This window comes from Cohnella xylanilytica (assembly GCF_014212175.1).
Taxonomy (GTDB): Bacteria; Bacillota; Bacilli; order Paenibacillales; family Paenibacillaceae; genus Cohnella; species Cohnella xylanilytica.
On record NZ_JACJVR010000019.1, the window covers coordinates 178,415 to 200,475 of the forward strand.

Consider the following 22,061-nt stretch of genomic DNA (forward strand, 5'->3'; position numbering starts at 1 on the left):
TTTCTAGTATAAAAGAACGATCTTCGCGCCGCCATCCCCCTTTCGACATATTTTGCTAATCGAACAAAGCGGACCGAGAGGCCGTTCGCCGGCCTGCAGCTCTGATCTATACAAAAAAAACACGCCATGAATCGGCGTGCGTCGGAGCTCTGCGTCAATTGCCCTCCGCGAACTGCTTGATCGCGTCGACGTAAGTCGAAGCGGGGTATTCCTTCTTGGCGTGTTCGTAGCCCGGGTTGCCCTCCGACCAGGAACAGGTCAACGTCAATCGGGTGAAGTCTCCTTCCGGCGTCAGCCTGTAGTCCATGTCGCAATAGACGGACTCGTGATTCGCGCTGTAGGCCGGGGCCGGATGCTGCTCGTACGCGAACCTGGCATCAGGCTCGTAATGCTTGACGTAGCCGTACACGTGCAAGGTGTCGTCGCCGTCGGGACCCGGTCCGCGGAACTCGACCCGGGCGCCAGGCTCGAACGTCGATTCGATGCGGCACCCGAACAGCGTCGCCCTCGTCCCTTCCGAAGTGGCGATGGCGGCCCATACCCGTTCCGCCGCGGCGTCAATAAGCGTCTCGTAGGACAGTCGGCTGCCGTTCGAACTTTGACTATTCATCTGCTCGCGCTCCTTCGATCGATTCAGATCATTGCTAGCTTTTAATCTATCACAATCGAACAGACATTCCTATCTCTATCTTCATTCCCGATTCCGACCGACCCGCGAACGCTAGGAGTCGTCCCCCGCGAGGGCGGGTATCATCGACCGGAATTCGATCGGAGAAGAGAGGACGATGGAGGTGGCGAATTTGCCGAATCTCACGATTTTGTTCTCGAGAGCCTCCAGCTCGGGAAGCGATTCCGTTACCACTTTCAACAGATGATTGTATTCTCCGCTGACTCTGTGGCACTCGATAACTTCCCGGCAGGATTGGCAAAATTCATAGAACGGCTTGCAGTTCGCCGCCCGGAACCAAATATAAGCCATCGTCTGCTTGCCGATGGTCTCGCGCGAGACCATCGCGCGGTATTCCTTGATAATTCCCTTGTCCTCCATCCTCCTGACCCGTTCCGTAATCGCCGGTTGCGTCATGCCGATGGCCTTGCCTAATTCCGTATGCGACATTCGGCCTTCGTCTTGAAGGTACATGAGAATCTTCCTGTCTACCGAATCCAAGCGAACCATCTCCTTGAAATTATAAACGGATTGCGGGTAAAGCTTCGAAATGCTTAACGCGCAAGCCTAAACGCTTTGATCCCCTTATGCAGCAATCGGATGGGATCCGTTATACTTAAATCCGTCGAGAGCTGGCGCCAGCCTCTTCAAGTACATGAGGCAAATGAAGGAGAACGATATGAGTAGAAAAACAGCTGTCATCGTTGGAGCCGGACCCGGATTAAGCTTAGCCATCGCCGATAAATTCGGAACGGAGGGCTATCGGATCGCGCTCGTGTCCCGCAATCAACGGGCTCTGGAAGAACTGGCGGCCACGCTTGCAGCCAAAGGCATCGAAGCCTATCCGATTCCCGCGGACGCTTCCGATTCCGCATCCGTCCAGTCCGCATTCCGGAAGATCAAAGCCGAATGCGGACAGCCGGAGGTGCTCGTATACAACGCGGCCGTCATCAAGCTTGGCACCGCGTCCGCGTTAACGGCGACGGAGCTGATGGACGATCTCAACGTGAACGTGGTCGGCGCTCTGCGCAGCGCGCTGGAGATTGTCCCCGAGCTTATGGAACGGCGAAGCGGAACGATCTTGTTCACCGGAGGCGGACTGGCCTTGAATCCGTCCTCTCAATTGGCCTCCCTGTCGATCGGCAAGTCGGCTTTACGCAGTCTAGCCTACAGCTTGGGAGAAGAATTGGCAAGCCACGGCGTCTATGTCGGCACCGTGACCATTGACGGAAGCATAGAGAAGAACGGCCGCTTCGACCCGGAACGGATTGCCCGAATCTATTGGGACATGCATGTCGAACGGACGCGCAGAGAGGTCGTTTATCAATAAAAAAAGACTCGGCCAGCGCCCCGAATAAGGACCGATCAGACGCCTATCCTTCAAGAGGAATGCGTCTGATCGGAGCCGTTCGGAAGGCGTTGCCGAGACCGCGCCGTTCGGATTGCAGCAGTTTTGACGGCTGCCGCTCTTACACGTGCCGGAGCTTATCCGGATTGCACACGACATACATGGCCCGAATCCGGTCTTCTTCGATGTGGAAGGTGTACACGTACTGGATTTCGTCGTTCAACACGAAGCGCATGCCCGGCTGTCCGTTCACGGGAAGGAAGGAGAACGAAAACTGCCCCTCGTACATGCGAAGCAGACCCTGCAGCAGGGCGATGACCCGATCCGCTCCATAGACCGGAATTCCCGCCGCCCGGACTTTGCCTCCGCCGTCCGAGATGAAGGCCACGTCGTCGCTGACGAGCTCGAGCATCCGGTTCATGTTCCCCTGCACGAGCGCGTTCGCGAATTCCCGGACATAGTTCTCCGCGACCGAGACCGACGGGGTCCGATCGGGATCGTAATGGATGCCTTTCTTGGCCCGGTGGTAGATCTGGCGGCAATTCGCGGCCGACCTGCCGATCGTCTCCGCGATCTCCTCGTACGAATAGCCGAAGATCTCGCGCAGAAGGAAGATCGCCCTCTCCACCGCGTTAAGCTGCTGCAACAGCAGAAGATACGCCATGGAGATCGATTCGCGGCGCAAATACGCGGTCGAAGGGTCGTCTTCGGCGTCCTCCAATCCGATGAGCGGCTCCGGAAGCCACGGCCCGACGTACAGCTCCCGCTTCTTCGCCGACGAGCGCAGCAGGTCCAGGCACCGGTTCGTTACGATTTTGTACAGGAACGCTCTCTCGTTGCGAATCTCGGAGACGTCGGGCACTTGCTCGTAGGCGATAAAGGCTTCTTGCACGATATCCTCCGCGTCCATGACGCTCCCCAGCATCCGGTAGGCGAAGGAGAAAAGAGGAGTTCGGTACGCTTCATACAAGGACTCTATGTTCGACATGGGGCGCTCTCTCCGATCCCTCCAGCGAGAGGATGTGCGACACCGCCCGTCTGGCGCTGGCCGTCGCGGCGTCGACTAATAATTCTCCGTGCGACGCCCAATCCCCTGCCACGTACAGGCCGGCGATCTCCGGAACGGCGGGGCCGGGATTCTCCGCGCGCTTCAGGTGCATGAAGTCGTGGCAAACCGTTATTTTCGGAAGATATTGCTTCGCGACCAGCTGGTCCCGCCACCCCGGCTGAACCAGATCCAGCGTCTCCTCCAGCTCCCGCAGATCCGCATCCGCGTTCGTCTCCTCCCCCTGGTACTTCAGCACGCAGACGACTTGATCCCCGTCGTCGCTTAAGACGGACGCGCGCGACTGGTTGGTGAGGAAGACGGTCCGGTCGATGCCGTACACGAACTGCTGCTTCGGCATCGGCAGCTTCTTCAGGGCGACGTCCAGGCAGGCGGCCGTAATCTCGATCGCCTGCTCCTTCCACGTCCGCAGCGCGGTCGCATCCGCGCCCGGCACGAGCCGATGCGCGACGGACGGCGAGGCGGCGACGATGACATGGCTCGCCTCGACGGCCGTTCCGTCCTCGCAGACGACATGTCGAACAACTCCGTCGGCGTGTTCGACGGAGACGGCTTTGTTATTCGCGATCCACTCCGTGCCGTGCGCGGTTGCGGTCTGGCGAAGCTTCTCGACGAGCTGCTCCCAGCCCCGGTCCAGATACAGCACGCCTTGAAGGGCGCTTACCAGCTGCCGCAGAACCGGACCCGCGGCTTGCAGATCGGGCGCGACCGCGTAGCTGGCCGTCCGGAACAGCGAGTAGAAGACGTTGCGCAGCATCGGATCGCGAACGTTGCCCTCGATCCAATCGCGCAGGGAGATGCCGTCGTACGCGCGGGTATCCAGCTTGCCGAGCTTCGCGAGCCATCCGGCGAATTCCATCTTGCCCTTCCACGTCAGAAGCGGCGAACCGACCAGGGACCTGACTCCCGTCGGCAGCGTCAGCAGCCGATCCTTCCAGATGCCATAGGCGTCGATCGAAGGCTGGTTGCCCTCCAGGACGATCCCCAATTCCTTGAACGCGGCGTAGGCGTCGCCTTTATACAGGGCATGCCCGCCCAGATTGAAGTAGGCGCCCTTCTTCTTGTTCGTGATCGCCCGCCCGCCGAACCTCTCCTGCTTCTCGATGACGACCGTCCGCTTCCCGGCCTTCGCCGCATAAGCCGCCGCGGTCAATCCCGCAATGCCCCCGCCCACGATCGCAACGTCGTATTTCGTCATGGTTAACTTCCCCTTTCGGTTATGGTACCGGTATGACGGGGAAGGGGGCCGGTTTGTGACACGTTCGGATAAAAAGTCGAGAAAAAATTTCGGCAACCGATTCGGCAACCGAATAGAAGCCCCGATTCCAAGGAAGAGGAAGCCGGAACGAGGGGTTCCCGGAGGATAGGAGGCGGAGTTCCCGAATCCCTGGCTCCGTCATCATAGACTCCGTTCGGATAAGCGATCCGAGCCCGGATAACGGGTCTGTATGAGAGCGGGTCAGCCATAAAAATAGCAGCCTGCTCCTCATCGGAGAAAGGCTGCCTGCCGTCAGCCGCGGATGCGGACGATCGGCCGGGGGGCGGTCAGCCGGCTTCCGCGCGCCGCCAAGCGAGGGCGATCGCCTCCGCCGCGGCCGCCGCCCGTTCGGACGCCAGATCGACGTTCGATTGATACGTCGCCTTGGCGTCTTCGCCGGCGAGATCGGAGAGCGATCGGACGACGAGGCACGGGACGCCGAGCCGGTAGGCGGTCTGGGCGACGGCCGCGCCTTCCATATCGGTCGCCTGCGCGCTCGGGAAGCGCGAGCGGATCGCGGCCGCCAGGCCCGGGCGGCTCATGAACGAGTCGGCCGTCGTCACGAGGCCGGTGGAGACGGCGCCCTCGAGCGGAGCCTCGGCGATCGCCCGGCGGGCGATGCCGAGCAGCCTCTCGTCGGCCGGATAGCTCGCCGGCATCTGCGGCACCTGCCCGTAGGCGTAGCCGAACGCGGTCGCGTCGACGTCGCTGTAGACGAGCTCGGTCGCGACGACGGTGTCGCCGACGCGAAGCGCCGGATTCAGCCCGCCGGCCACGCCGTAATGCAGAATCCCGTCCGGGCGATAGCGCTCGATGAGCAGCGCCGTCGTCCAGGCCGCGTTCGCCTTGCCGATGCCGCATTGAAGCAGGACGGCTTCGCTTCCGTTCAGCTCGCCGACGTAGATCGGGACTTCGCCGTCGCCCGTCCGGCGCAGATTCGCCAGGCGCGTCTTGAACGCGGCCGCTTCTTCTTCCATAGGGGCGATAATCGCCAGCTTCATATCGAATCTCCTTCGTCCGGAGGAATTCTCCGGCATGTCGATGTCAGTGTCTATCTCAACGTCAATGTCAGTGTCAATGTCAGTGTCAATGTCAGTGTCAGCGTCTATGATCCGATGTCGGCCGGGGGCGAAGACGCCAGGGAGGCCGTGAACGACTCCAGCCGGCGCATCGCGTTCAGCACAAGCTCCGCCGTGATGACCCCGGGCAGCAGATGGATCGAGGCGTCTCCCTCGACGGCGCGCTCGGCGACGGCCCGCAGCCGCTCCTCCGGCACGGCGCCGAGCCCCATGTCCCGCAGGCCGGCGGGCAAGCCGACCCGCGCGTAGAACGGCAGAAGCGACTCGATCTCGGACCATCGCTCCTCGAGCGCGAGCTGGACGAGAATGCCGTAGGCCACCTTCGAGCCGTGCCGTACCGCGTGGGCCTCCGGCAGAATCGTCAAGCCGTCGTGCACGGAATGGGCGCCGGCCGTGCGGGCGTACCGGTCGCCGAAGCCGCCGACCATGCCCGCCGCGAGCACGACGGTCTCGACGGTCCGCGCGAACGCGTCGTCGAATTCGCCGGCGGCCAGCGCCGCCATCGCCGCTTCCCCGTCGCGCAGCAGGTTGTCCCTGCATATCCGGGCGGCGAAGGCGGCGACCGTCAGTTCCACCGACGGATTCGGAATGCGCGAGAGAATGACGTCGGCCTCGTACCACTTGGCCAGCGTGTCGCCGATTCCGGCCGCGAGAAGCTCGGGCGGGGAATCCAGCAGCACGAGCGGGTCCAGCAGGACGAGGGCGTTCGCCCTCGGATGGATGTCGTAGGCGGTCATCGCACCGTTCCTGTCGTACATGATGCTAAGCGGCGTCCAGGCCGAACAGGTGGCCGCCAGCGTCGGAAGGAGGACGACCGGCAGCCTCAAGCGGCCCGCGACGGCCTTCGCCAGGTCGGAGATCTTGCCGCCCCCGACTCCGATAATCGCCTCCGAGCGCTCGTCCGCGGCGATGCGGGCCAGCCGGTCCCGCTCCTCGTACGTGCACTCGCCGCCGTAGCGCTCGAACCGGAACTTCGCCGTCCCCGCCGCCGGAAATCGCGGGGCCGCCGCCCGCCAAGAGTCGCCGCCGTGCACGACCAAGGCGCGCCCGATGCCGAGCTCGGCCAGCCTCGGACCGAGCTCTTCCCAGCATCCCGGACGGGAGACGTAGGCTTGGGGAGCCCCGCGCACCGTCAACTCGAAGGCCATTACCGCTCTCTCCTCGCCCGGCGGGCCAGAGCGTTGCCGGCCGACTGGATGCCCTGCACGAAGATGACGAGCAGCACGACCGTGATGACGACCGTGAACGTGTCGAACCTCTGGTAGCCGTACGAGATGGCGAGGTCGCCGAGCCCCCCGCCGCCGACCGTGCCGGCCATGGCGGTCGCGCCGATCAGCCCGATCGTGGCGGTCGTCATCGTCAGGATGAGCGAGCTGAACGCCTCCGGCAGCATGAAGTGCCAGATGACCTGCCAGGGCTTGGCTCCCATCGCCTGCGCCGCTTCCAGAATGCCGGGATTGACCTCGAGCAGGGAATTCTCCACGAGCCTCCCGATATAGGGGGCGACGTAGAGCACGAGCGGGACGATCGCCGCGGTCGTGCCGATGGACGTATTCACGAGCCACCGCGTGAACGGAAGGATGGCCACGAGCAGAATGATGAACGGCAAGGAACGAACGACGTTGATGACCGGGTTCAAGACGCGGTAGACGAGCCGGTTCTCGAGCAGCCCGCCGGGCCTCGTAACGACGAGCAGAATGCCGATCGGGATGCCGAGCAGGGCGCCGAACAGCAAGGAGAACCCGACCATCCGCAGCGTCTCGTTCACCGCCCGGATCAACTGCTCCGAGGTAATGATCGTATCGATGTTCATATCGCTTCCACCTCCTCGATGCGGTCGACTTGCTCCTTCAGGAAGGCGATCGCCCCTTCGATCTCGCGATCGGCGCCGACGATCTGCAGAATCATGTTCCCGAGCGTCGTCTGCTGCACTTCCGTCATATTGGCGAACAGGATGTTGATCTCGACGTCGAAGCTGCGGACGAGCCGGCTGATGATCGGCTGGGACGCGGAATCGCCGACGAATTCCAGCTTGAACACCCTTCCCGGGCGATCCCGGTTCAAGTCCTGCAGGACGCTGCCCGGAATCGTATTCCGGATGACCGTCCGCACGAAGTTCTCGGTCGTCGGATGCTCGGGCTTGCCGAATACGTTCAGCACGTAGCCCTGCTCGATGATCTCCCCGTTCTGCATGACGGCGACCTTGTTGCAGATCTGCTGGATGACGGCCATCTCGTGCGTGACGATCAGGATCGTGATGTCGAACTCCTCGTTGATCCGCTTGAGCAGCGCGAGAATCGACTGCGTCGTCTGCGGGTCGAGCGCCGACGTCGCCTCGTCGCAGAGGAGGATCGACGGATGGTTGGCGAGCGCCCGCGCGATGCCGACCCGCTGCTTCTGGCCGCCGGACAGCTCCTTCGGGTAGCTCTTCGCCTTGTCGGACAAGCCGACGTAGGCCAGAAGCTCCGTCACCCGCTCCCGAATCTCCTTCTTGCTCCTGCCGTCCAGCACGAGCGGAATCGCCACGTTGTCGAAGACGGTCTTCGATTCGAGCAGGTTGAAGTGCTGGAACACCATGCCGATCTTCTTCTTCACGGCGCGCAGCTCCCGCTCGCTGTACCCGTCCAGCGGCTGTCCGTCTATGAGCACCTGGCCGGAGGTCGGCTTCTCCAGCGCGTTGACCAGCCGGATCAAGGTGCTCTTGCCGGCGCCGCTCGTGCCGATGATGCCGAAGATGTCTCCCTTCTCGACGCGCAGGCTTACGCCCTTGAGCGCTTCATGGGACAACCCTCCCCGCGTGAACGTCTTGCGCGCGTCCCGAATCTCGATCATGCCCCATGCCCTCCCGTCTTCGCGAACAAGCCCGACCGGGCCAGCCGCTCGGCGGCCTCCCGGATCCGGTCCTCTTCGTTCAGCAGATTGACGCGCACGTAACGCGCGCCTTGTTCGCCGAAGCCCCGCCCCGGCGCCACAGCCACGTGCGCTCTCTCGAGCAGCAGCCGCGCGAACGTCTCCGAATCCTCGAAGGAGTCCGGAATTCGCAGCCACGCGAAAAAAGTTCCCTGCGGCGCGGCGACGTCCCAGCCGATCGCCTTCAGCTCGCGGACGAGCAGGTCCCGTCTCGCCTCGTACAACCGGGCCAGCTCCCGCACCGGCTCTTGCGAGCCGAGCAGCGCGGCGGCGGCGGCGTCCTGCACCGCGCCGAAGACGGTGCTGTAGGCGTGGGTGTGGTAGTGCTTCAAGGCGCCGATGACCGACGCGTTGCCGACCGCGAAGCCGAAGCGCCACCCCGCCATATTGTAGGTCTTGGACAAAGTATAGGTCTCGACGGCGTACTCCTTGGCGTCCGGAAGCTGCAGCAGGCTGACCGGCCGGCGGCCGTCGAAGCCGAAGGCCCCGTAGGCGAAGTCGTTCAGCACCGGGAACCCGTGCCGGGCGGCGAACGCCAGACTGTCCGCGAAGAATTCGAGGGTGGCGGTCGCGCCGGTCGGATTGTTCGGGTAGTTCAGCATCAGCAGCTTCACGCGGCTCGCGAGCTCCTCCGGCACCGTCCGGTAGTCGGGCAGGAAGCCGTCCTCCTCGCGTACCGGAATCGCATGGAAGCGCGCTCCGGCGAGCTCGGCCGCGCTGCGGTACTGCGGATAGCACGGATCGGTCGTCAGCAGGACGTCGCCGGGATTGAGCAGCGCCTGCGGAATGCCGACGACGCCGATCGCCGAGCCGTGGAAGACGGCGACCTCGGCGTCCGGGTCCAGCTCGACGCCGTATTCGCGGGCGTAGAACCGAGCGACGGCTTCGCGCGCGGAGCTCTTCCCGTAGAAGGGCGAATAGCCCTGGTTCTCCTTCTTGCGGACGGCTTCGATCAGAGCTTCGACGATCGGCTCCGGAGTCGGCCGGTCCGGATTGCCGTTCGCGAGATTAATCACGTCGATGCCCTGCCTCGCGTACGCGGAGACGGTGTCGTCGATCCCGCTGAAGTAATTGCCGGGAAGCCGCTTGACGATATCGGAAGGTTGGAAGACTGGCACGGTCGGCACTCCCCTTTTGTTCATGAGTGGTCGCGGCAAAGAAATGATCTGCCATCCGGGGGAATGACAGATCATCCTCAGTTCGCTTTAGGACGGCGTAGCCTCTTACGGCTTGAAGTAGCTGGGAAGCCTGTAACCCTTGTAAGCGTCGTTCGACTTGATGTAATTCTGGAACTCCTCGGAATGATAGCCTTCGATGATGTCCTTGACGAACTGCGCGTCCTTGTTCTTGCTGTCGACCGCCACGACGTTCGTGAACGGGTCGGTCATGTTCTCGAGCTGCAGCGCGGACGTGAGCGGAATGTTGTTCGAGACGGCGAAGTTGCCTTGGATCGCCGCGAAGTCGACGTCCGGCAGCGCGCGAGGCCCTTGAGCCGGCTCGGTCGCGTAGAAGTCGATCTCGTGCGGATTGCTCGTGACGTCGTTAAGCGACGTCTGAAGCGGATCGATGTCGTCCTTCAGCGTGATCCAGCCGACGTCCTGGAGCAGCTTCAGCGCGCGGAGCATGTTGACCGGCTCGTTCGGCAGGTTGACCTTGGCGCCCTTCGGAATGTCGTCCAGGCTCTGATGCTTCTTGGAGTAGAGACCCATCGGAGGCGTAGGCACCTGCACGACGCCGACCAGATCGATTTTCTCCCGCTTGTTGATCGATTCGAGGTACAGCGAATGCTGGAACACGTTGGCGTCGATCTCGCCCTTCGATACCGCGACGTTCGGCTGGATGCCGTCGGTGAACTCGGTGTATTCGAGCTTGTAGCCCTTCTTCTCGAGATACGGAGCGACGCCGTTCTTGAACTGGTCGCTGTACGGGCCCGGATTGAAGCTGATGCGGATCGTCTTCTTGTCGCCGCCGGCGGGGGCGCCGTTATCGGACTTGCCGCAGCCCGTCGCGATCAGCGACGCGGAGATAAGCGCGAGTACCGGGATCAACCATTTTTTGTTCATGTCTGTTTCTCTCCCTCTTCTGCATGTGCGATAATTCCAAGTAATCAAGTGGTATTTAACGGAATATTCATCACTTTACAGCGAGGCGGGACGATCTGTCAATCGATTTCGACAAAAAAGATGGGATTAGGAGGAATATTGACAAACGCTCTCCTCCTTTTTTCGTCGACTTCAGCCAACGCGAACGAAGAAGCCGGTTTGAGGGTTTACTTATAATTCCGATTATGATACTTTGAATTTGAACGACATGGGAGAGGATGACAACGCATGGCGAAAGTGGAGAGCTTCGAATTGGACCATACGATCGTCAAGGCGCCTTACGTGCGCTTGGCGGGAACCGAGAGGAACGACAAGGGGAGCGTCATTCAGAAGTACGACCTGCGCTTCCTTCAGCCGAACAAGGACGCGCTGCCGACGGCGACCGTTCATACGCTCGAGCACTTGCTGGCGACTTACCTCCGGGACGAATTGCCGGGTATTATCGACGTCTCGCCGATGGGCTGCCGTACCGGCTTCTATATGATTATCTGGGACGAGCACGAGCCTCGGGACGTGGCGGCCGCCTTGACGAAGGTGCTGAATAAAGTGGTCGAGACGGATTACGTGCCGGCCGTGTCCGCGCTGGAATGCGGCAACTACAAGGATCACTCGCTGTTCAGCGCGCAGGAGTACGCCAAGATCGTGCTGAGCGCGGGAATTAGCGACGACCCGTTCCGGGCTTAAGCGAAGGGACGAGAGAACCGATGGTGACCATTGATCTCGAGGGCCGGACGCTGGTCGTCACGGGAGGATTGGCCGGAATCGGGCGAGGCATCGCCGATCTGTTCCGGAAGGCCGGCGCGAACGTCGTCATCGGCGACATCGCCTGCGCCGCGGACTCCGAGCGGGTCGACGATCGCGAACTGCACGTCCGCACGGACGTCACGAAGCGGGCCGACGCGGAGAGGCTGATCGCCGAAGCCGTCGCCGCCTTCGGGCGAATCGACTTCGTCGTGAACAACAGCGGAACGTCGACGATGGATTACGCGATCGATATTCGCGAGGAAGATTGGGACAAGGTCATGGACGTCAACGCCAAGGGCGTCTACCTCGTCTCCCAGGCGGCGGCGAAGCAGCTGCTGCGCCAAGGCGGGGGCGGGCGGATCATCAACATCGCTTCGCAGGCGGGGAAGAACGGCTACCGCTGCATGGGGAATTATTGCGCCTCGAAGCACGCGGTGCTCGGCTTCACGAAGACGATGGCGATCGAGCTCGCGAAGGAGCAGATTCTCGTGAACGCGGTGTGCCCCGGCATCGTCGAGACCGACATGAAGCGCCGGGAGCGGATCGAGGGCGGCTTGCTGCGGGGGATGACGGCGGAGGAGATTCTGGCGGAGGACCGGTCGCAGGTGCCTCTCGGGCGCACCGCCGAGCCGGAGGACGTGGCGAACGTCGTGCTGTTCCTGGCAAGTCCTCTGTCCTCGTACATGACGGGACAGGCGATCAACGTGACCGGCGGCATGACGATGCACTGAAGCCGAAGAAGCTCCGGATGCCCGGAGCTTCTTCTTTGCGCTTATCCCATTCGTATACAGACGTGCCGCACGCAGGATCGGGTCGATCCCGGGGCCGGGCCCGACGGGTCCCACTTCGCCGACGCTGCGGGTTCCGCCGCAGGCAGTTGGCGGATAAACTTGTGTGATTTTTCGAATAAAATCATCGAAATCATCCATGAAGATGAACTTTTGTATGATATTTCATACACCCATCGAGCAGGGCTCCTTATCGAGGAAGAATTTGTACGATTTTTCATACAACATTCAAGTAAGGTGCCATTTCAGAGAAGAATTTGTATGTTTTTTCGTACAATTTTCAACTAAGCGCCATTACGGGAACGATTTGTATGTTTTTTCGTACACATCAAGCCAATGCGCATGCTCGAGGCAGACGGGTCCACATCAAAATCGAATAGGAACCGTTTCCTCGTTCTCCCACTGCGGATTCCAGACGACTTCCCACAGATGGCCGTCGGGGTCCTGGAAGTAACCCGAATAACCTCCCCAGAACGTGTCGTGCGGCGGAACCGCGATGTTGGCGCCTGCCCTCTCGGCCTGCTCCATCACCCGATCCACTTCTTCCCTGCTTCCCACGTTGTGCCCGAGCGTAAATTCCGTCGGGCTCGGCGCCGTCTTGGCCAGCTTCGCGTCGTAGGCGATATCGTCCCGCTTCCAGACGGCGAGCCGAAGCCCCGGCTGCAAGTCGAAGAAAGCGACGGCCCCGTGCTCGAACTCCGTGCCGACGATCCCTTCCGTCGGGAGCCCCAGCCCGTCCCGATAGAACCGAAGCGACCTCTCCAAATCGTCCACGCCCAGCGTGATCACCGTGACTTTCGGCTTCATGGATTAACCTTCCATCCTTTTGCGTCCGTAAACCGCAGGAGCCCGCGGCCGATGCCGCGAGCTCCCGAGCCATGACGATTTGCCGTTTTACAACCCCAACTGGTGCCCCTTCTCTAGCCGCTGGATCTGCTTCTCCCCCGTCTCGGCCAATTCCCGGAACTGGTGGATCGTGTCGCGCATCTTCGGAAGGGCTTCCTGCTTGTAGGCGCTGATCGAATCGAGCGCCGACAATACGTCGGCGAACGCCTGCTTCAGCGTATCCACCGAGATGCTCGTCTCGAGCGATTGCTTGTGGATCGCCGCCCCCTGGTCCTTGAGCATGCGGGACGTGCCGGCGATCAGCTCGTTCGTCGTCTGGTTCAGCAGCTCGATCTTCTTCAGAACGATCTTCTGGTTGTAGAGAGCGCTGGCTACCGTCACGGATATTTTCAGAGCGGACACCGTCACGTTCTTGGCCCTGTCCACGCCGCGGATCAATTCCTTGTTGTTCCGGATGACGACTTCGATCGCCATGATGCCCTGCTGGTTGACGACCAGCATCTGCTGCAGATCCATGACCCGCTGGCGCAGCGGGAACAGCACCTCGTCGGTGATGAAGCGAATCTTGTCCGGATCTTCGTTCCGGACCTTGGCCGCTTCGAGCTGCGCTTCGATCGATTCGTCCATCAGCGTGCCGAGCTGAATCTCCTTGCGCAGCCGCTTCGTCAGCTCCCGCAGCGTCTGCTGCTCGATCTCGAGCGTCGTGTTGTCGTTCTTGAGCGTCGCCTTCCCCTTATCCAAGGATTCCACGATGTCCGCGATGACGGCGTCCGCCTTCTGGAACTTGAGGAAGTAGGCGCGGAGCGGATTGAACAGCTTGCCGAGGAACCCCGTCTTCGCGAAGTCGACGAGGCTCGGGTCCAGGTCCTTGAGCTGGGTGTGCAGCTCGGCCAGCCCCTTCGCGACTTGGCCGCCTTCGTCTCCCGTGCGGGACAGGTTCCCTACCGTCACTTGGAGCAGCTGGTTTTTGTCCGACGACAGCTTCATCGTCTGCAATCCGAACGAATCGATCGATTGCAGAATCTCCTTGCGCTTCTCTAGCGACTCCAGGTCGAGCTCCATGATCGCGGCGACGTTCGAATCCGCCGTCTCCTTGAGCTTCGCGACCTCTTCCGGCACGGGCTTCACTTCTTGTTCGATCGCCGCCTGGATCTCTTGCGGACTCGCGACTTCCATCGTAAATGACATGGCCATCCTCCTCGGGGATTCTCTTTATGCCTGCACGTTAAACAGGTTGCCGATCTTGTAGACGACGTCGTCCGTATCCGCGTTGATGCTGGCCGCCTCGTTGATGCTCGAGATGCTCTGCAGCGCCTGGATGTTGGCGTTGTAGCCGATCGTGTAGATGGGAACCTTGTAGGTCTCGATGAGACCCTTGATGTCCTTCAGCGAATAGCCCTGGTTCGTCTCGCCGTCGCTGAGGACGAAGATGACGGGCCTCATCGTCGGATCGGCGGCCAGCTGGTCTTCCAGCATCTTGAGCGCCACGACGATGCCGTCGAAGGTGGCGGTGCCCCCGCTCGCTTGCAGGCTGTTCACCGCGCCCACGAACATGGACTGCTGGTTCGTATCGAATTTGCCGAGAGGCAAGTTGATCGAGACGTTGTCCGAGTAAGAGACGAGACCGATGCTGTTGTCTTTGCCCAGATACTTCTGCCCCTTGATCAGCGACTCCTTCAGGCGGTTCAGCGGTTCCCCGGCCATGCTGCCCGATACGTCGGCCACGAAGACGGCCGCGATCGCCCGGTTGCCGTTCTTCTTCTCCTTCCACAGCTTCTGCGCCGAGGAGAGGAGGCCTCCGTCCACCGCCGGAAGCTCCGACTTGTAGTCGTCGAGCCCGTTGAATCCCTTGTCCGCGGCCGCCTTCTGATACTTCTCCTGCGAGACGAATTCGGCGAACTTCTTCACGATCTCGAGCTTGGCCGGAGGAAGATCGCCCAGGGCGTACAGCGGGCTGTCGTGCCTCGCGCCGAACGGCGTGAACACGTAGCCGCTCTTCAAGTCCGCCGCGTTGACGTACGTCTGGTACTCGAGAACGAAGCCGTCCAGCGCGCCCGACTTGGCGGCCTCGCGCATCTGGATCGTCGTGGACGCGATGAACGGGACGTTCGCCTGGAACTTCTCGAACCCTTGGACCGCCTTGTCGCTCAGCAGGTTGGCGTTGTCGAACGTATGCAGGGCCGTCACGAGGAAGTTGAGACCCGTCGAGCTGGCGAACGGATCCGTGTACCCCATCGAGAACTCGTTATTGGCGATCGCTTCGGTGACGGTCTTGATGTTCACCGCCCCGTACGACTGCACGAGGGCGTCGTGCTTCGCCTTGGAGATGACGATTCCGGGCACGTTGCCGGCGAGCCGCTTGGAGACGAGCTGTGTCTTGACGCCGGCGGCCTTGACCATCTCGCCCCAGAGCTCGTTCGAAGGCGTGAACGCGTCCGGAACGTACTTGCCGGACTTGATGTAGTCGGTCGCCGTTCCGGATGCGATATTGCGGATTCGGACCGATGCCGGCTTCCCGTTCACTTCGATCTTCGCCTTGTTGAATTCTTCCGCTACCTCCGTCAGCCATCCGTCGACGCCGGTTCCCGACTTCTCCGTCGAGGAGAAGATCTCCGCGTACTGGTCCGTCGAATTGTTCACCGTTATCGGGAACTTCGAGATGTCCGGCAGCGAATCCGCGATGTCGACCGGATCGAGGTCGATCTGGCCCTTCACCGGCTCTACGGTCGTGACCGACAAGTCCGAGAACAGCTTGTTCAGACGCTTCGCCGCGTTCTCCGAAGTCACCTGGTCTTCCGATTTGCCCAGATTGGAAGTGAGATTCACTCCCGCGTATACCAGGCCGAACACGATTACGACGATAACGGCGGATATCAGAATAAATTTGCCCTTCTTCGCCACTCTCTGCACCTCTCACTGTCTGTATAATTTGGTTTGCTTGATGAGCGTATCGATCTCCTGCATGCACGGCATATCGTCGATATCGCCGGGCTCCAGGCTGTCCAGCCGGGAGATCTCCAGCAGCAGCTTGTCGAGCTTGAGCAGAATCTCCTCGTTCGTGCCGACGGAACTCTTCACGAATGCCAGGTAGTCGTTATACACGTTCGCCTTCTCTTCGAGCAGCTTCTGGGAGAACGGCGCGGACTTCCGGCTCGCGAGGCGCTTGAACTCCGACTCGTCGAACGCGTTCAGCCGGTTCAGGACGCTCCTGACGTTCAGGTAGAACAGCTTCTCGACCTCGTGGACGACGGAAGAGAACTTCTTGTAGCTTAATTCGTTCGGATCGAATCTCTGTCCGAGAACGCCGAGCAGCGTCTCCTTCTTCTTCCGAATCCTCTCCATCTGCTCCAGGGCGAGGGAGATATCCTCTTCCAGCGCCTTCACTCGCCGGTAGTAGGCCAAGGCTTCCGCGTAATCCTCGTGCGTCTGGAGCTGCTTCACGGGTACGGCGACGGGCTGCTTAAGCAGAATGACGTAGCTGCCGTACAGCGCGGCCAGAGCGCTCGCGACCAGCAAGGCGACGCCGGACGCCGTCTCGAGGGCGCTCCCTCCGATCTGGACTCCGAGCAATCCGGGAGAGAGCACGACCACGTTCAATGCCGCCACGCCGAGGACGAGTCCGAGAAGCTTTATGTACTTTGCGCCGGTCAATCGGTAGACCCCCTTAACGGATTCCCTGCAATCATCATACGAGGAACGAAGTCCGAGGATGCAACGCGTCGCAGACGACTGCCATGTCGATGGATAAATTCCATGCTCTATGGGAATTCGACATATTCCTTCATTTTCCTGTCTAGGAATTGGAAAAGACCGATCCGTGCCGGATCGGCCTGAATGCGGACGGACCGGGTCCGTCCAGGTTATGAAAGTTCCTTGGATCGTCCGGCCGGACGGAGAACGCTCCATTCGACGAGGATGAAGTTCGCGACGAGCCCCGCCCAGATGTTGACGTTCAGCGCCTCCTCGACCATCCCCTCTCTCCCCCCGGGAAGGGAGAAGCCGTTCAACGCGTAATAGAGGAGCAGCAGAACCGGCATCAGAACGCGGCCGCTTACCGCGACCAGCGTAAGGCCGAAGCTGCGGATCATCCAGCGGCGATGATCGGCGAACCGGCGGCGCCGGGCATAGCGGTACCCTTGCCAGCTCGTGAAGAGCCAGAGCGCCGACAAGGTCAGGAAGGAGACGGCTTTGGCGAAGTCGGCGATGAACGCCGCGAGGGCGAACGCCAGAATGCCGCTGACGAAAACGCTCGCGACGTACGCTCTGCCCGCGTAGCGATGCGCCGCCGGCTTCCGGCTTCGAAGGCGCTCGGAGAACTGGGCGAATCCCGTCGCGAGAGCGACGAGCGCCGTGAGGATATGGGCGACCAGCAAGGGGTAATGCCAGGCGGAAGACGAGACGTCGACGCGGCTCGCATCCGGATCGAACGCGAGATACGGGGCCGAGAACGCGAGCATAACCCCGAGCGAGACCGCGACGAGCAGCCACCAGCGAATATTCGTCCTGCGCTCCATGAGGGAGACCGCCTTTCGTTCCCATTTGATCTCCATCGTAACCGCCATTTCTAAACCCGCTCTAAACCAATTCTAAAAAAAGGATAAACTTTATCGTTGGAAGGCCGTTCGCTCGCGGCGGGGTTCGCGGACAGCACAAACACGCCGCGGAACGGGTGCGGCCCTTTGTGCGGCGTGCGGATTCAACAAGACGGTTTTTTCCGCTTATGGCGACCCTTTCTGCCGCGCATGGGCTCAGCAAGACGGTTTTTTCCGCTTATTGCGGCCCAATCCGCCATGCATGGGCTCAACAAGACGGTTTTTTCCGCTTGTGGCGGCCCTATGCACCGCTCGAGGATTTACAGGGGCGTATTCGATCTTGACCTTCTTGTGTCGACGGCCGCCCATTGCCGCGCGGAGCATCTCGATTCTCTGGGCGCAAATATAAAAAACACGCCTTGAATCGGCGTGTTTCATAAGCTCGCGGCGGCCAGCTCCCCGGCTTAGCCGGTGAATTCTTGCACCCACTCGGTGTTGTAATAGGCGATTCCGATCCGGGTGAAGTTGCTGTTCAGGATGTTGGCCCGATGCCCGGGGCTGTTCATCCATTGATTCATCACTTCCGTCGGACTCGACTGGCCTTTGGCGATGTTCTCCCCCGCGTAATTGAACGTGATTCCGAACGACTTCATCATATCGAACGGGGAACCGTAAGTCGGCGACTGGTGGTCGAAATAGTTGTTGTTGTACATATCCTGCGCTTTGGCCATAGCCGCCTTGGAGAGACTGTCGTCCAGAGTCAAGGCCTGCAAGCCGGCGCTCGATCTTGCTTGGTTCACCAGCTGCAGCACTTGCCGGGCGAATTGCGTCGAATCGGTTGGAGCGCCCGCATAACCCGCATTGCTTCCGACATTCCCCGCGTATCCGCCGTTGCCTGCGTTCGCTGCATTGCCGGCATTCCCGGCATTCCCGGCATTTCCGGCATTCCCTGCGTTGCCGGCTTTCCCTGCATTTCCTGTATTCCCTGCATTTCCCGTATTCCCTGCGTTGCCGGCGTTTCGGTTGGATCCTGCCGTTCCCCCAGGCTGGGCGATGCCGTTCAGCAAGTCCAGCCAATTGGCCGCGCCGCCCGCTTCCTGCTTCATCTTCATCTTGGACGGGAGCGCATTCGGCGTCGTGATGGACGAGGCTTGCGTCTTGGTTGACGGATGAACGCCATGCTGGGATTGGACCTTTATTCCCGCCCGCTGGGGAGCTGTCTGGGGAGACGTCTGGGGAACCGGCCGGGGAACGGCTTGCTTGGTCGTCACGTGATGGTTCCCGCAGCCGGCGGCGAGCAGCAGAACGGCCAATGCGATGAGCTTCTTGATGGGGATCCCTCCTGCGAACTGGTCTGCAATGACTCTGTTGCAAACAGGTTTTGTCATGCGCAGGAGAAATATGCAATTTGGTTGCCGGTTCCGTCGGCGTCGCCGGCCAGCCCCGCTGACTCGCCTTTATGACAGGCGGTGCGCAGCCAATTGGGGAATATCCGCCTCCGGCATTCGGTCGGCGACGAGGCTCTTGTCCTCGAAGGCCGTCGTCAGAACGATGAGCGGCAGCGAGAATCCGAACGCGTTGCAGGCGTCGAGGAACGACGCGAACGATTCGTTCGATTCCGTGACCACCTTCATCAGATAGTTGTACTCGCCGCTGATCCGGTACAGATCGACGACCTCCGGAGACTTCTCCCCGAACGCGAGAAAATCCTTGCAGTTGTTCGTCTTCATCAGAACGAACGCGCTCGTCAGCTTGCCCAGCTTGCTTGGCGACAGCTCCGCGCGATAGCCCGAGATGACTCCTTGCTCCTCCAGCTTCCGGACCCGTTCCGCGACGGCCGGCTGCGACATCGAGATCGTCCGGCTCAGCTCGGAGAAGGGCATTCGGGCATTCTCTTGCAGCGCGGACAGAATGCGGTAATCGATTTGATCCACTACAGAGCACCGCCTTATTTTATGAAGTTAGAAGGTTTCAATAACTTAATAATCAATCCTTTTCCACCCAAACTCCTTAATCATTCTATGTAAAGAATACGCCAACCGGATTAAAATGTCACTAACGAATCCAGCAAAGGGGTAGATCAACGATGACAACCTTGAACGATTCCATCCGGATTGGCGGACTGACCTTGAGGAACCGGCTGATCATGGCGCCGATGCAGCAGTATAAGGGAACGCCGGAAGGCTACGCCACGGACCACCATGTCGAGTTCTACTCGCGAAGGGCGAAGCACGTGTCCCTCGTCATCGTCGAATCGACAGCCGTCTCCCCCGACGGCAGGCTGTTCCCGAACGACATCGGCATCTTCTCCGACGCTCACGTGGAGCCCTTGCGGAGAATAACGGACGCCGTCCACGCGGAAGGCACGCCGGCGTTCATCCAACTGTCTCACGGGGGAAGGAAATCGTCGCCCGAAGTCACGAAGCGCCTCGTCGCCCCAAGCGCGATCGCTTACGACGAGACGTACGGAACCCCCGAGGAGCTGTCCGTCGCCGACATCGCGGCCATCGTGGAGCAATACCGGCTCGCGGCCAAGCGAAGCGTTCAAGCCGGATTCGACGGCATCGAGATTCACGCGGCGCACGGCTTCTTGATGAACCAATTCATGTCGCCGCTGTCCAACAAGCGGACGGACGGCTACGGCGGCACTCCCGAGAACCGGGCGCGGCTGCTCCGGGAATCGCTCGCGGCGATTCGAAGCGAGGTCGGAAAAGAATATCCCGTCATCGTCCGCGTCTCGGCAACCGATTACCATGAAGGCGGGCTGACTCCCGAGGACTGGGCGCGGATGCTGAAGCCGCTGGAATCCGATCTGGACGCGATCGACGTCTCGACCGGCGGACTGCTCCCGGTTCAACCGGCGGACGTATACGACGCCTACCAGGTCCCTCATGCCGCTGCGATCAAGCCGCATTTCCGGATACCCGTTATCGCGGTCGGCCTGATCCGCACCCGCAGCCTCGCCAACCGGATTCTCGAGGATCGGCTGGCCGACGCGGTCGCCATCGCCCGCCCTCTGATCGACGATCCGGACTACGGCGAACGGATGCTCGCGGCGGCTGGAGAGCCCGTCGGCAGCGGACATCCATAAGCTCGACGAAGACGATTCTAATCGTTGAATTTATGCTCGTAGACGACTTCTCCGTCAGGGCCGAGACCTCGAAGCGACTTCCACTCCCGGCTTCCGTCCTTCGCCTCCCATAAGAAGAGGAACATCCGGTCGGAGCCGATCTCTTCCCGCATCGTCGTCGTCCGGCCCGAATCCTTCTCCTTCATCGACAGCGTGACGGCGGCGATTCGGTCGCCGGAGACGTAGCCGTAGAATTTATACGTCATAACGGAATCGCCGTTCGAGTTCCCCTCCCAACTGTACGAGATTGGCTGGCTTCGATCGATAGGGACCCCTGCGACTCCCGTGCCCGGCCCCCATCCTCCCCTTCTTTTATGAACGGAGTCGGCGGAGAACCAATCCTTGTAAGTTCCCAGAAAAACCACGTGGTTCTTGTCGAAAGGAACGACGACCTTGCGCGCGATGTCCGAAGGGCCGTAGTGGTAGCTGCTCTCCGACAGGCGATGCGCCTGCTCGGGCGTGGGGCTTCCGGCGGGAACGCGAGTCTCGTAAACGAGCCAGAGCAGAAGCAATACGAAGAGCCATTCGACCACGGAGAGAAGCGTCCTGCGCCTCATGTCCCGTCGCCTGCCTTCGCAAGAGGAATCTCGATCTCGCCGTACCTATCGTAGATGTCGTAGACGAGCTTGGCCCGATCCGCCGGCCGATCCGGCATATCGTAGGTCACGTAACCCCGGGATCCCCAAGAGGTGCCGTTCGACCCGGAGGTTCGGCCGATGAGCTGCTCGCCGTCGGAAGTAACCAACCACAATCTCGTCCCGGGAAATGACCATGAATTCCTCGTCTGCTTGGCGCGATACGTATACGTCACCAGGATTGACTTCGACGTCACGTAGACATCGTCGGCCGTGAAGAGATCTTCGTCGATTCGGAAGCTCTTGCCGACCGGAATAGCCGTGACGGAGCCTTCGCCTTGAAGCTCCGACATCGGGTCGTTGATGCCCCGCGCTCCGCTGTCGTCGTTCCATTGTCTTACGTAATGCACCGATAGAACCGCGAGAAGGACGACGATCAGCGCTCTTCTCAGAACGGTTAGGGCTCTCGCCAGATGCCGCATTCCTCACCCTCCCGATACTCCGCCAGAACGGTGGAGACTTCTTTCTATTTTACCATCGTTATCCAAAGTGTGGGACTTCGATTTTCCTTCCCGCCCGCCTGCAATAAAACTGCGAATGACCCTCTCCCTAGATGTGTACGAAAGACCATACAAATTCTTCTCTGAAATGGGACCTTACCCGAATGTTGCATGAAAAATCATACAAATTCTGCCTCGATCAGGCATCTTACCCGAATGTTATATGAACAATCGCACAAATTCTGCCTCGATAGGCACCTTGCTCGAAGGTTGTATGATAAATCATACAAAAGCTCATCGGCATGGATGAGTTCGATAATGCTATTCGAAAAATCACGCAAGTTTATCCGCCTGCTGCCTGCCTGCGGCGGAACCTTCAGTATCGGCGCAATGGGGCCTGCCGAGCGTCGGTCGCTGCCCGCGGAGCTTCCTCCCGATACGATCTATGCCAACATAGGAAACCAAGCAGAGATACGGATCCTGCATGGGCAGGGTCATTCTAGAGTAAAGGGCTGA

The 22,061-nt window shown here is 60.7% G+C and carries 23 protein-coding genes; 4 read left to right on the forward strand and 19 right to left on the reverse strand.

Annotation, left to right across the window (positions count from 1 at the left end; translation table 11 throughout):
- Positions 1-154: 154 nt before the first annotated feature.
- Positions 155-610, reverse strand: coding sequence for an SRPBCC domain-containing protein (locus H7B90_RS06195; protein WP_185134976.1), 456 nt, complete (start codon positions 608-610; stop codon positions 155-157).
- A gap of 111 nt (positions 611-721) precedes the next feature.
- Positions 722-1,168, reverse strand: a complete 447-nt coding sequence (locus tag H7B90_RS06200; RefSeq protein ID WP_185134977.1) for an Lrp/AsnC family transcriptional regulator — start codon at positions 1,166-1,168, stop codon at positions 722-724.
- Positions 1,169-1,346: 178 nt separating this feature from the next.
- Here H7B90_RS06200 and H7B90_RS06205 point away from each other — a divergent pair, with 178 nt between their 5' ends.
- The gene (locus H7B90_RS06205) at positions 1,347-1,997 is read left to right on the forward strand and encodes an SDR family NAD(P)-dependent oxidoreductase (protein WP_185134978.1); all 651 of its coding nucleotides are present in this window, start codon (positions 1,347-1,349) and stop codon (positions 1,995-1,997) included.
- Positions 1,998-2,136: 139 nt separating this feature from the next.
- On the opposite strand, the gene H7B90_RS06210 is transcribed toward H7B90_RS06205, so the two are convergent.
- The 8 genes from H7B90_RS06210 to H7B90_RS06245 form a co-directional block, all read right to left on the reverse strand.
- A complete protein-coding gene (locus H7B90_RS06210) occupies positions 2,137-3,003 on the reverse strand; it encodes an RNA polymerase sigma-70 factor (protein WP_185134979.1) in 867 nt (288 codons plus the stop codon).
- Positions 2,978-4,279 (reverse strand): phytoene desaturase family protein, encoded by a 1,302-nt coding sequence (locus H7B90_RS06215; protein ID WP_185134980.1) that lies wholly within the window; start codon positions 4,277-4,279, stop codon positions 2,978-2,980. Before H7B90_RS06215 ends, H7B90_RS06210 begins: the two co-directional genes overlap by 26 nt.
- A gap of 347 nt (positions 4,280-4,626) precedes the next feature.
- Entirely contained in the window at positions 4,627-5,340 is a 714-nt protein-coding gene (locus H7B90_RS06220) for a 5'-methylthioadenosine/adenosylhomocysteine nucleosidase (protein ID WP_185134981.1), read from the reverse strand.
- A gap of 104 nt (positions 5,341-5,444) precedes the next feature.
- Positions 5,445-6,566 (reverse strand): iron-containing alcohol dehydrogenase family protein, encoded by a 1,122-nt coding sequence (locus tag H7B90_RS06225; protein WP_185134982.1) that lies wholly within the window; start codon positions 6,564-6,566, stop codon positions 5,445-5,447.
- Positions 6,566-7,231, reverse strand: coding sequence for a methionine ABC transporter permease (locus H7B90_RS06230; protein WP_185134983.1), 666 nt, complete (start codon positions 7,229-7,231; stop codon positions 6,566-6,568). The genes H7B90_RS06225 and H7B90_RS06230 overlap by 1 nt, the downstream gene beginning before the upstream one ends.
- Positions 7,228-8,250 (reverse strand): methionine ABC transporter ATP-binding protein, encoded by a 1,023-nt coding sequence (locus H7B90_RS06235; RefSeq protein ID WP_185134984.1) that lies wholly within the window; start codon positions 8,248-8,250, stop codon positions 7,228-7,230. The genes H7B90_RS06230 and H7B90_RS06235 overlap by 4 nt, the downstream gene beginning before the upstream one ends.
- Entirely contained in the window at positions 8,247-9,446 is a 1,200-nt protein-coding gene (locus tag H7B90_RS06240) for an aminotransferase class I/II-fold pyridoxal phosphate-dependent enzyme (RefSeq protein WP_311772691.1), read from the reverse strand. Before H7B90_RS06240 ends, H7B90_RS06235 begins: the two co-directional genes overlap by 4 nt.
- Before the next feature lie 105 nt (positions 9,447-9,551).
- Complete coding sequence (locus tag H7B90_RS06245; RefSeq protein WP_185134986.1) at positions 9,552-10,391, reverse strand: MetQ/NlpA family ABC transporter substrate-binding protein; 840 nt, start codon at positions 10,389-10,391, stop codon at positions 9,552-9,554.
- 267 nt (positions 10,392-10,658) lie between these two features.
- Between H7B90_RS06245 and H7B90_RS06250 the strand changes: the two genes are divergently transcribed.
- Positions 10,659-11,114: an S-ribosylhomocysteine lyase gene (locus H7B90_RS06250; protein ID WP_185134987.1), complete on the forward strand. Its 456-nt coding sequence runs from the start codon at positions 10,659-10,661 to the stop codon at positions 11,112-11,114.
- A gap of 20 nt (positions 11,115-11,134) precedes the next feature.
- A complete protein-coding gene (locus tag H7B90_RS06255) occupies positions 11,135-11,905 on the forward strand; it encodes an SDR family NAD(P)-dependent oxidoreductase (protein WP_185134988.1) in 771 nt (256 codons plus the stop codon).
- A 423-nt stretch (positions 11,906-12,328) separates the two neighbouring features.
- On the opposite strand, the gene H7B90_RS06260 is transcribed toward H7B90_RS06255, so the two are convergent.
- The 7 genes from H7B90_RS06260 to H7B90_RS06290 form a co-directional block, all read right to left on the reverse strand.
- On the reverse strand, positions 12,329-12,769 hold the full coding sequence (locus tag H7B90_RS06260) for a VOC family protein (protein WP_185134989.1): 441 nt from the start codon (positions 12,767-12,769) through the stop codon (positions 12,329-12,331).
- 87 nt (positions 12,770-12,856) lie between these two features.
- On the reverse strand, positions 12,857-13,996 hold the full coding sequence (locus tag H7B90_RS06265) for a toxic anion resistance protein (RefSeq protein WP_185134990.1): 1,140 nt from the start codon (positions 13,994-13,996) through the stop codon (positions 12,857-12,859).
- Positions 13,997-14,020: 24 nt separating this feature from the next.
- The gene (locus H7B90_RS06270) at positions 14,021-15,709 is read right to left on the reverse strand and encodes a substrate-binding and vWA domain-containing protein (protein ID WP_185134991.1); all 1,689 of its coding nucleotides are present in this window, start codon (positions 15,707-15,709) and stop codon (positions 14,021-14,023) included.
- Positions 15,710-15,721: 12 nt separating this feature from the next.
- Complete coding sequence (locus H7B90_RS06275; protein ID WP_185134992.1) at positions 15,722-16,459, reverse strand: hypothetical protein; 738 nt, start codon at positions 16,457-16,459, stop codon at positions 15,722-15,724.
- Positions 16,460-16,668: 209 nt separating this feature from the next.
- Entirely contained in the window at positions 16,669-17,322 is a 654-nt protein-coding gene (locus H7B90_RS06280; protein WP_185134993.1) for a DUF2306 domain-containing protein, read from the reverse strand.
- 482 nt (positions 17,323-17,804) lie between these two features.
- Positions 17,805-18,653 (reverse strand): CAP domain-containing protein, encoded by an 849-nt coding sequence (locus tag H7B90_RS32760; protein WP_246578922.1) that lies wholly within the window; start codon positions 18,651-18,653, stop codon positions 17,805-17,807.
- A gap of 144 nt (positions 18,654-18,797) precedes the next feature.
- Positions 18,798-19,274, reverse strand: a complete 477-nt coding sequence (locus tag H7B90_RS06290; RefSeq protein ID WP_185134994.1) for an Lrp/AsnC family transcriptional regulator — start codon at positions 19,272-19,274, stop codon at positions 18,798-18,800.
- Between the two features lie 152 nt (positions 19,275-19,426).
- On the opposite strand from H7B90_RS06290, the gene H7B90_RS06295 reads away from it, so the two are divergent.
- Positions 19,427-20,431 carry an oxidoreductase gene (locus H7B90_RS06295; RefSeq protein WP_185134995.1) on the forward strand — a complete coding sequence of 335 codons (1,005 nt, stop codon included), beginning with the start codon at positions 19,427-19,429 and terminating at the stop codon, positions 20,429-20,431.
- A 17-nt stretch (positions 20,432-20,448) separates the two neighbouring features.
- Here H7B90_RS06295 and H7B90_RS06300 read toward each other — a convergent pair whose 3' ends face one another.
- Both H7B90_RS06300 and H7B90_RS06305 read right to left on the reverse strand, forming a co-directional pair.
- Positions 20,449-21,027 carry a hypothetical protein gene (locus H7B90_RS06300; RefSeq protein WP_185134996.1) on the reverse strand — a complete coding sequence of 193 codons (579 nt, stop codon included), beginning with the start codon at positions 21,025-21,027 and terminating at the stop codon, positions 20,449-20,451.
- Positions 21,024-21,527, reverse strand: a complete 504-nt coding sequence (locus H7B90_RS06305; protein ID WP_185134997.1) for a hypothetical protein — start codon at positions 21,525-21,527, stop codon at positions 21,024-21,026. Before H7B90_RS06305 ends, H7B90_RS06300 begins: the two co-directional genes overlap by 4 nt.
- Positions 21,528-22,061: the final 534 nt, after the last annotated feature.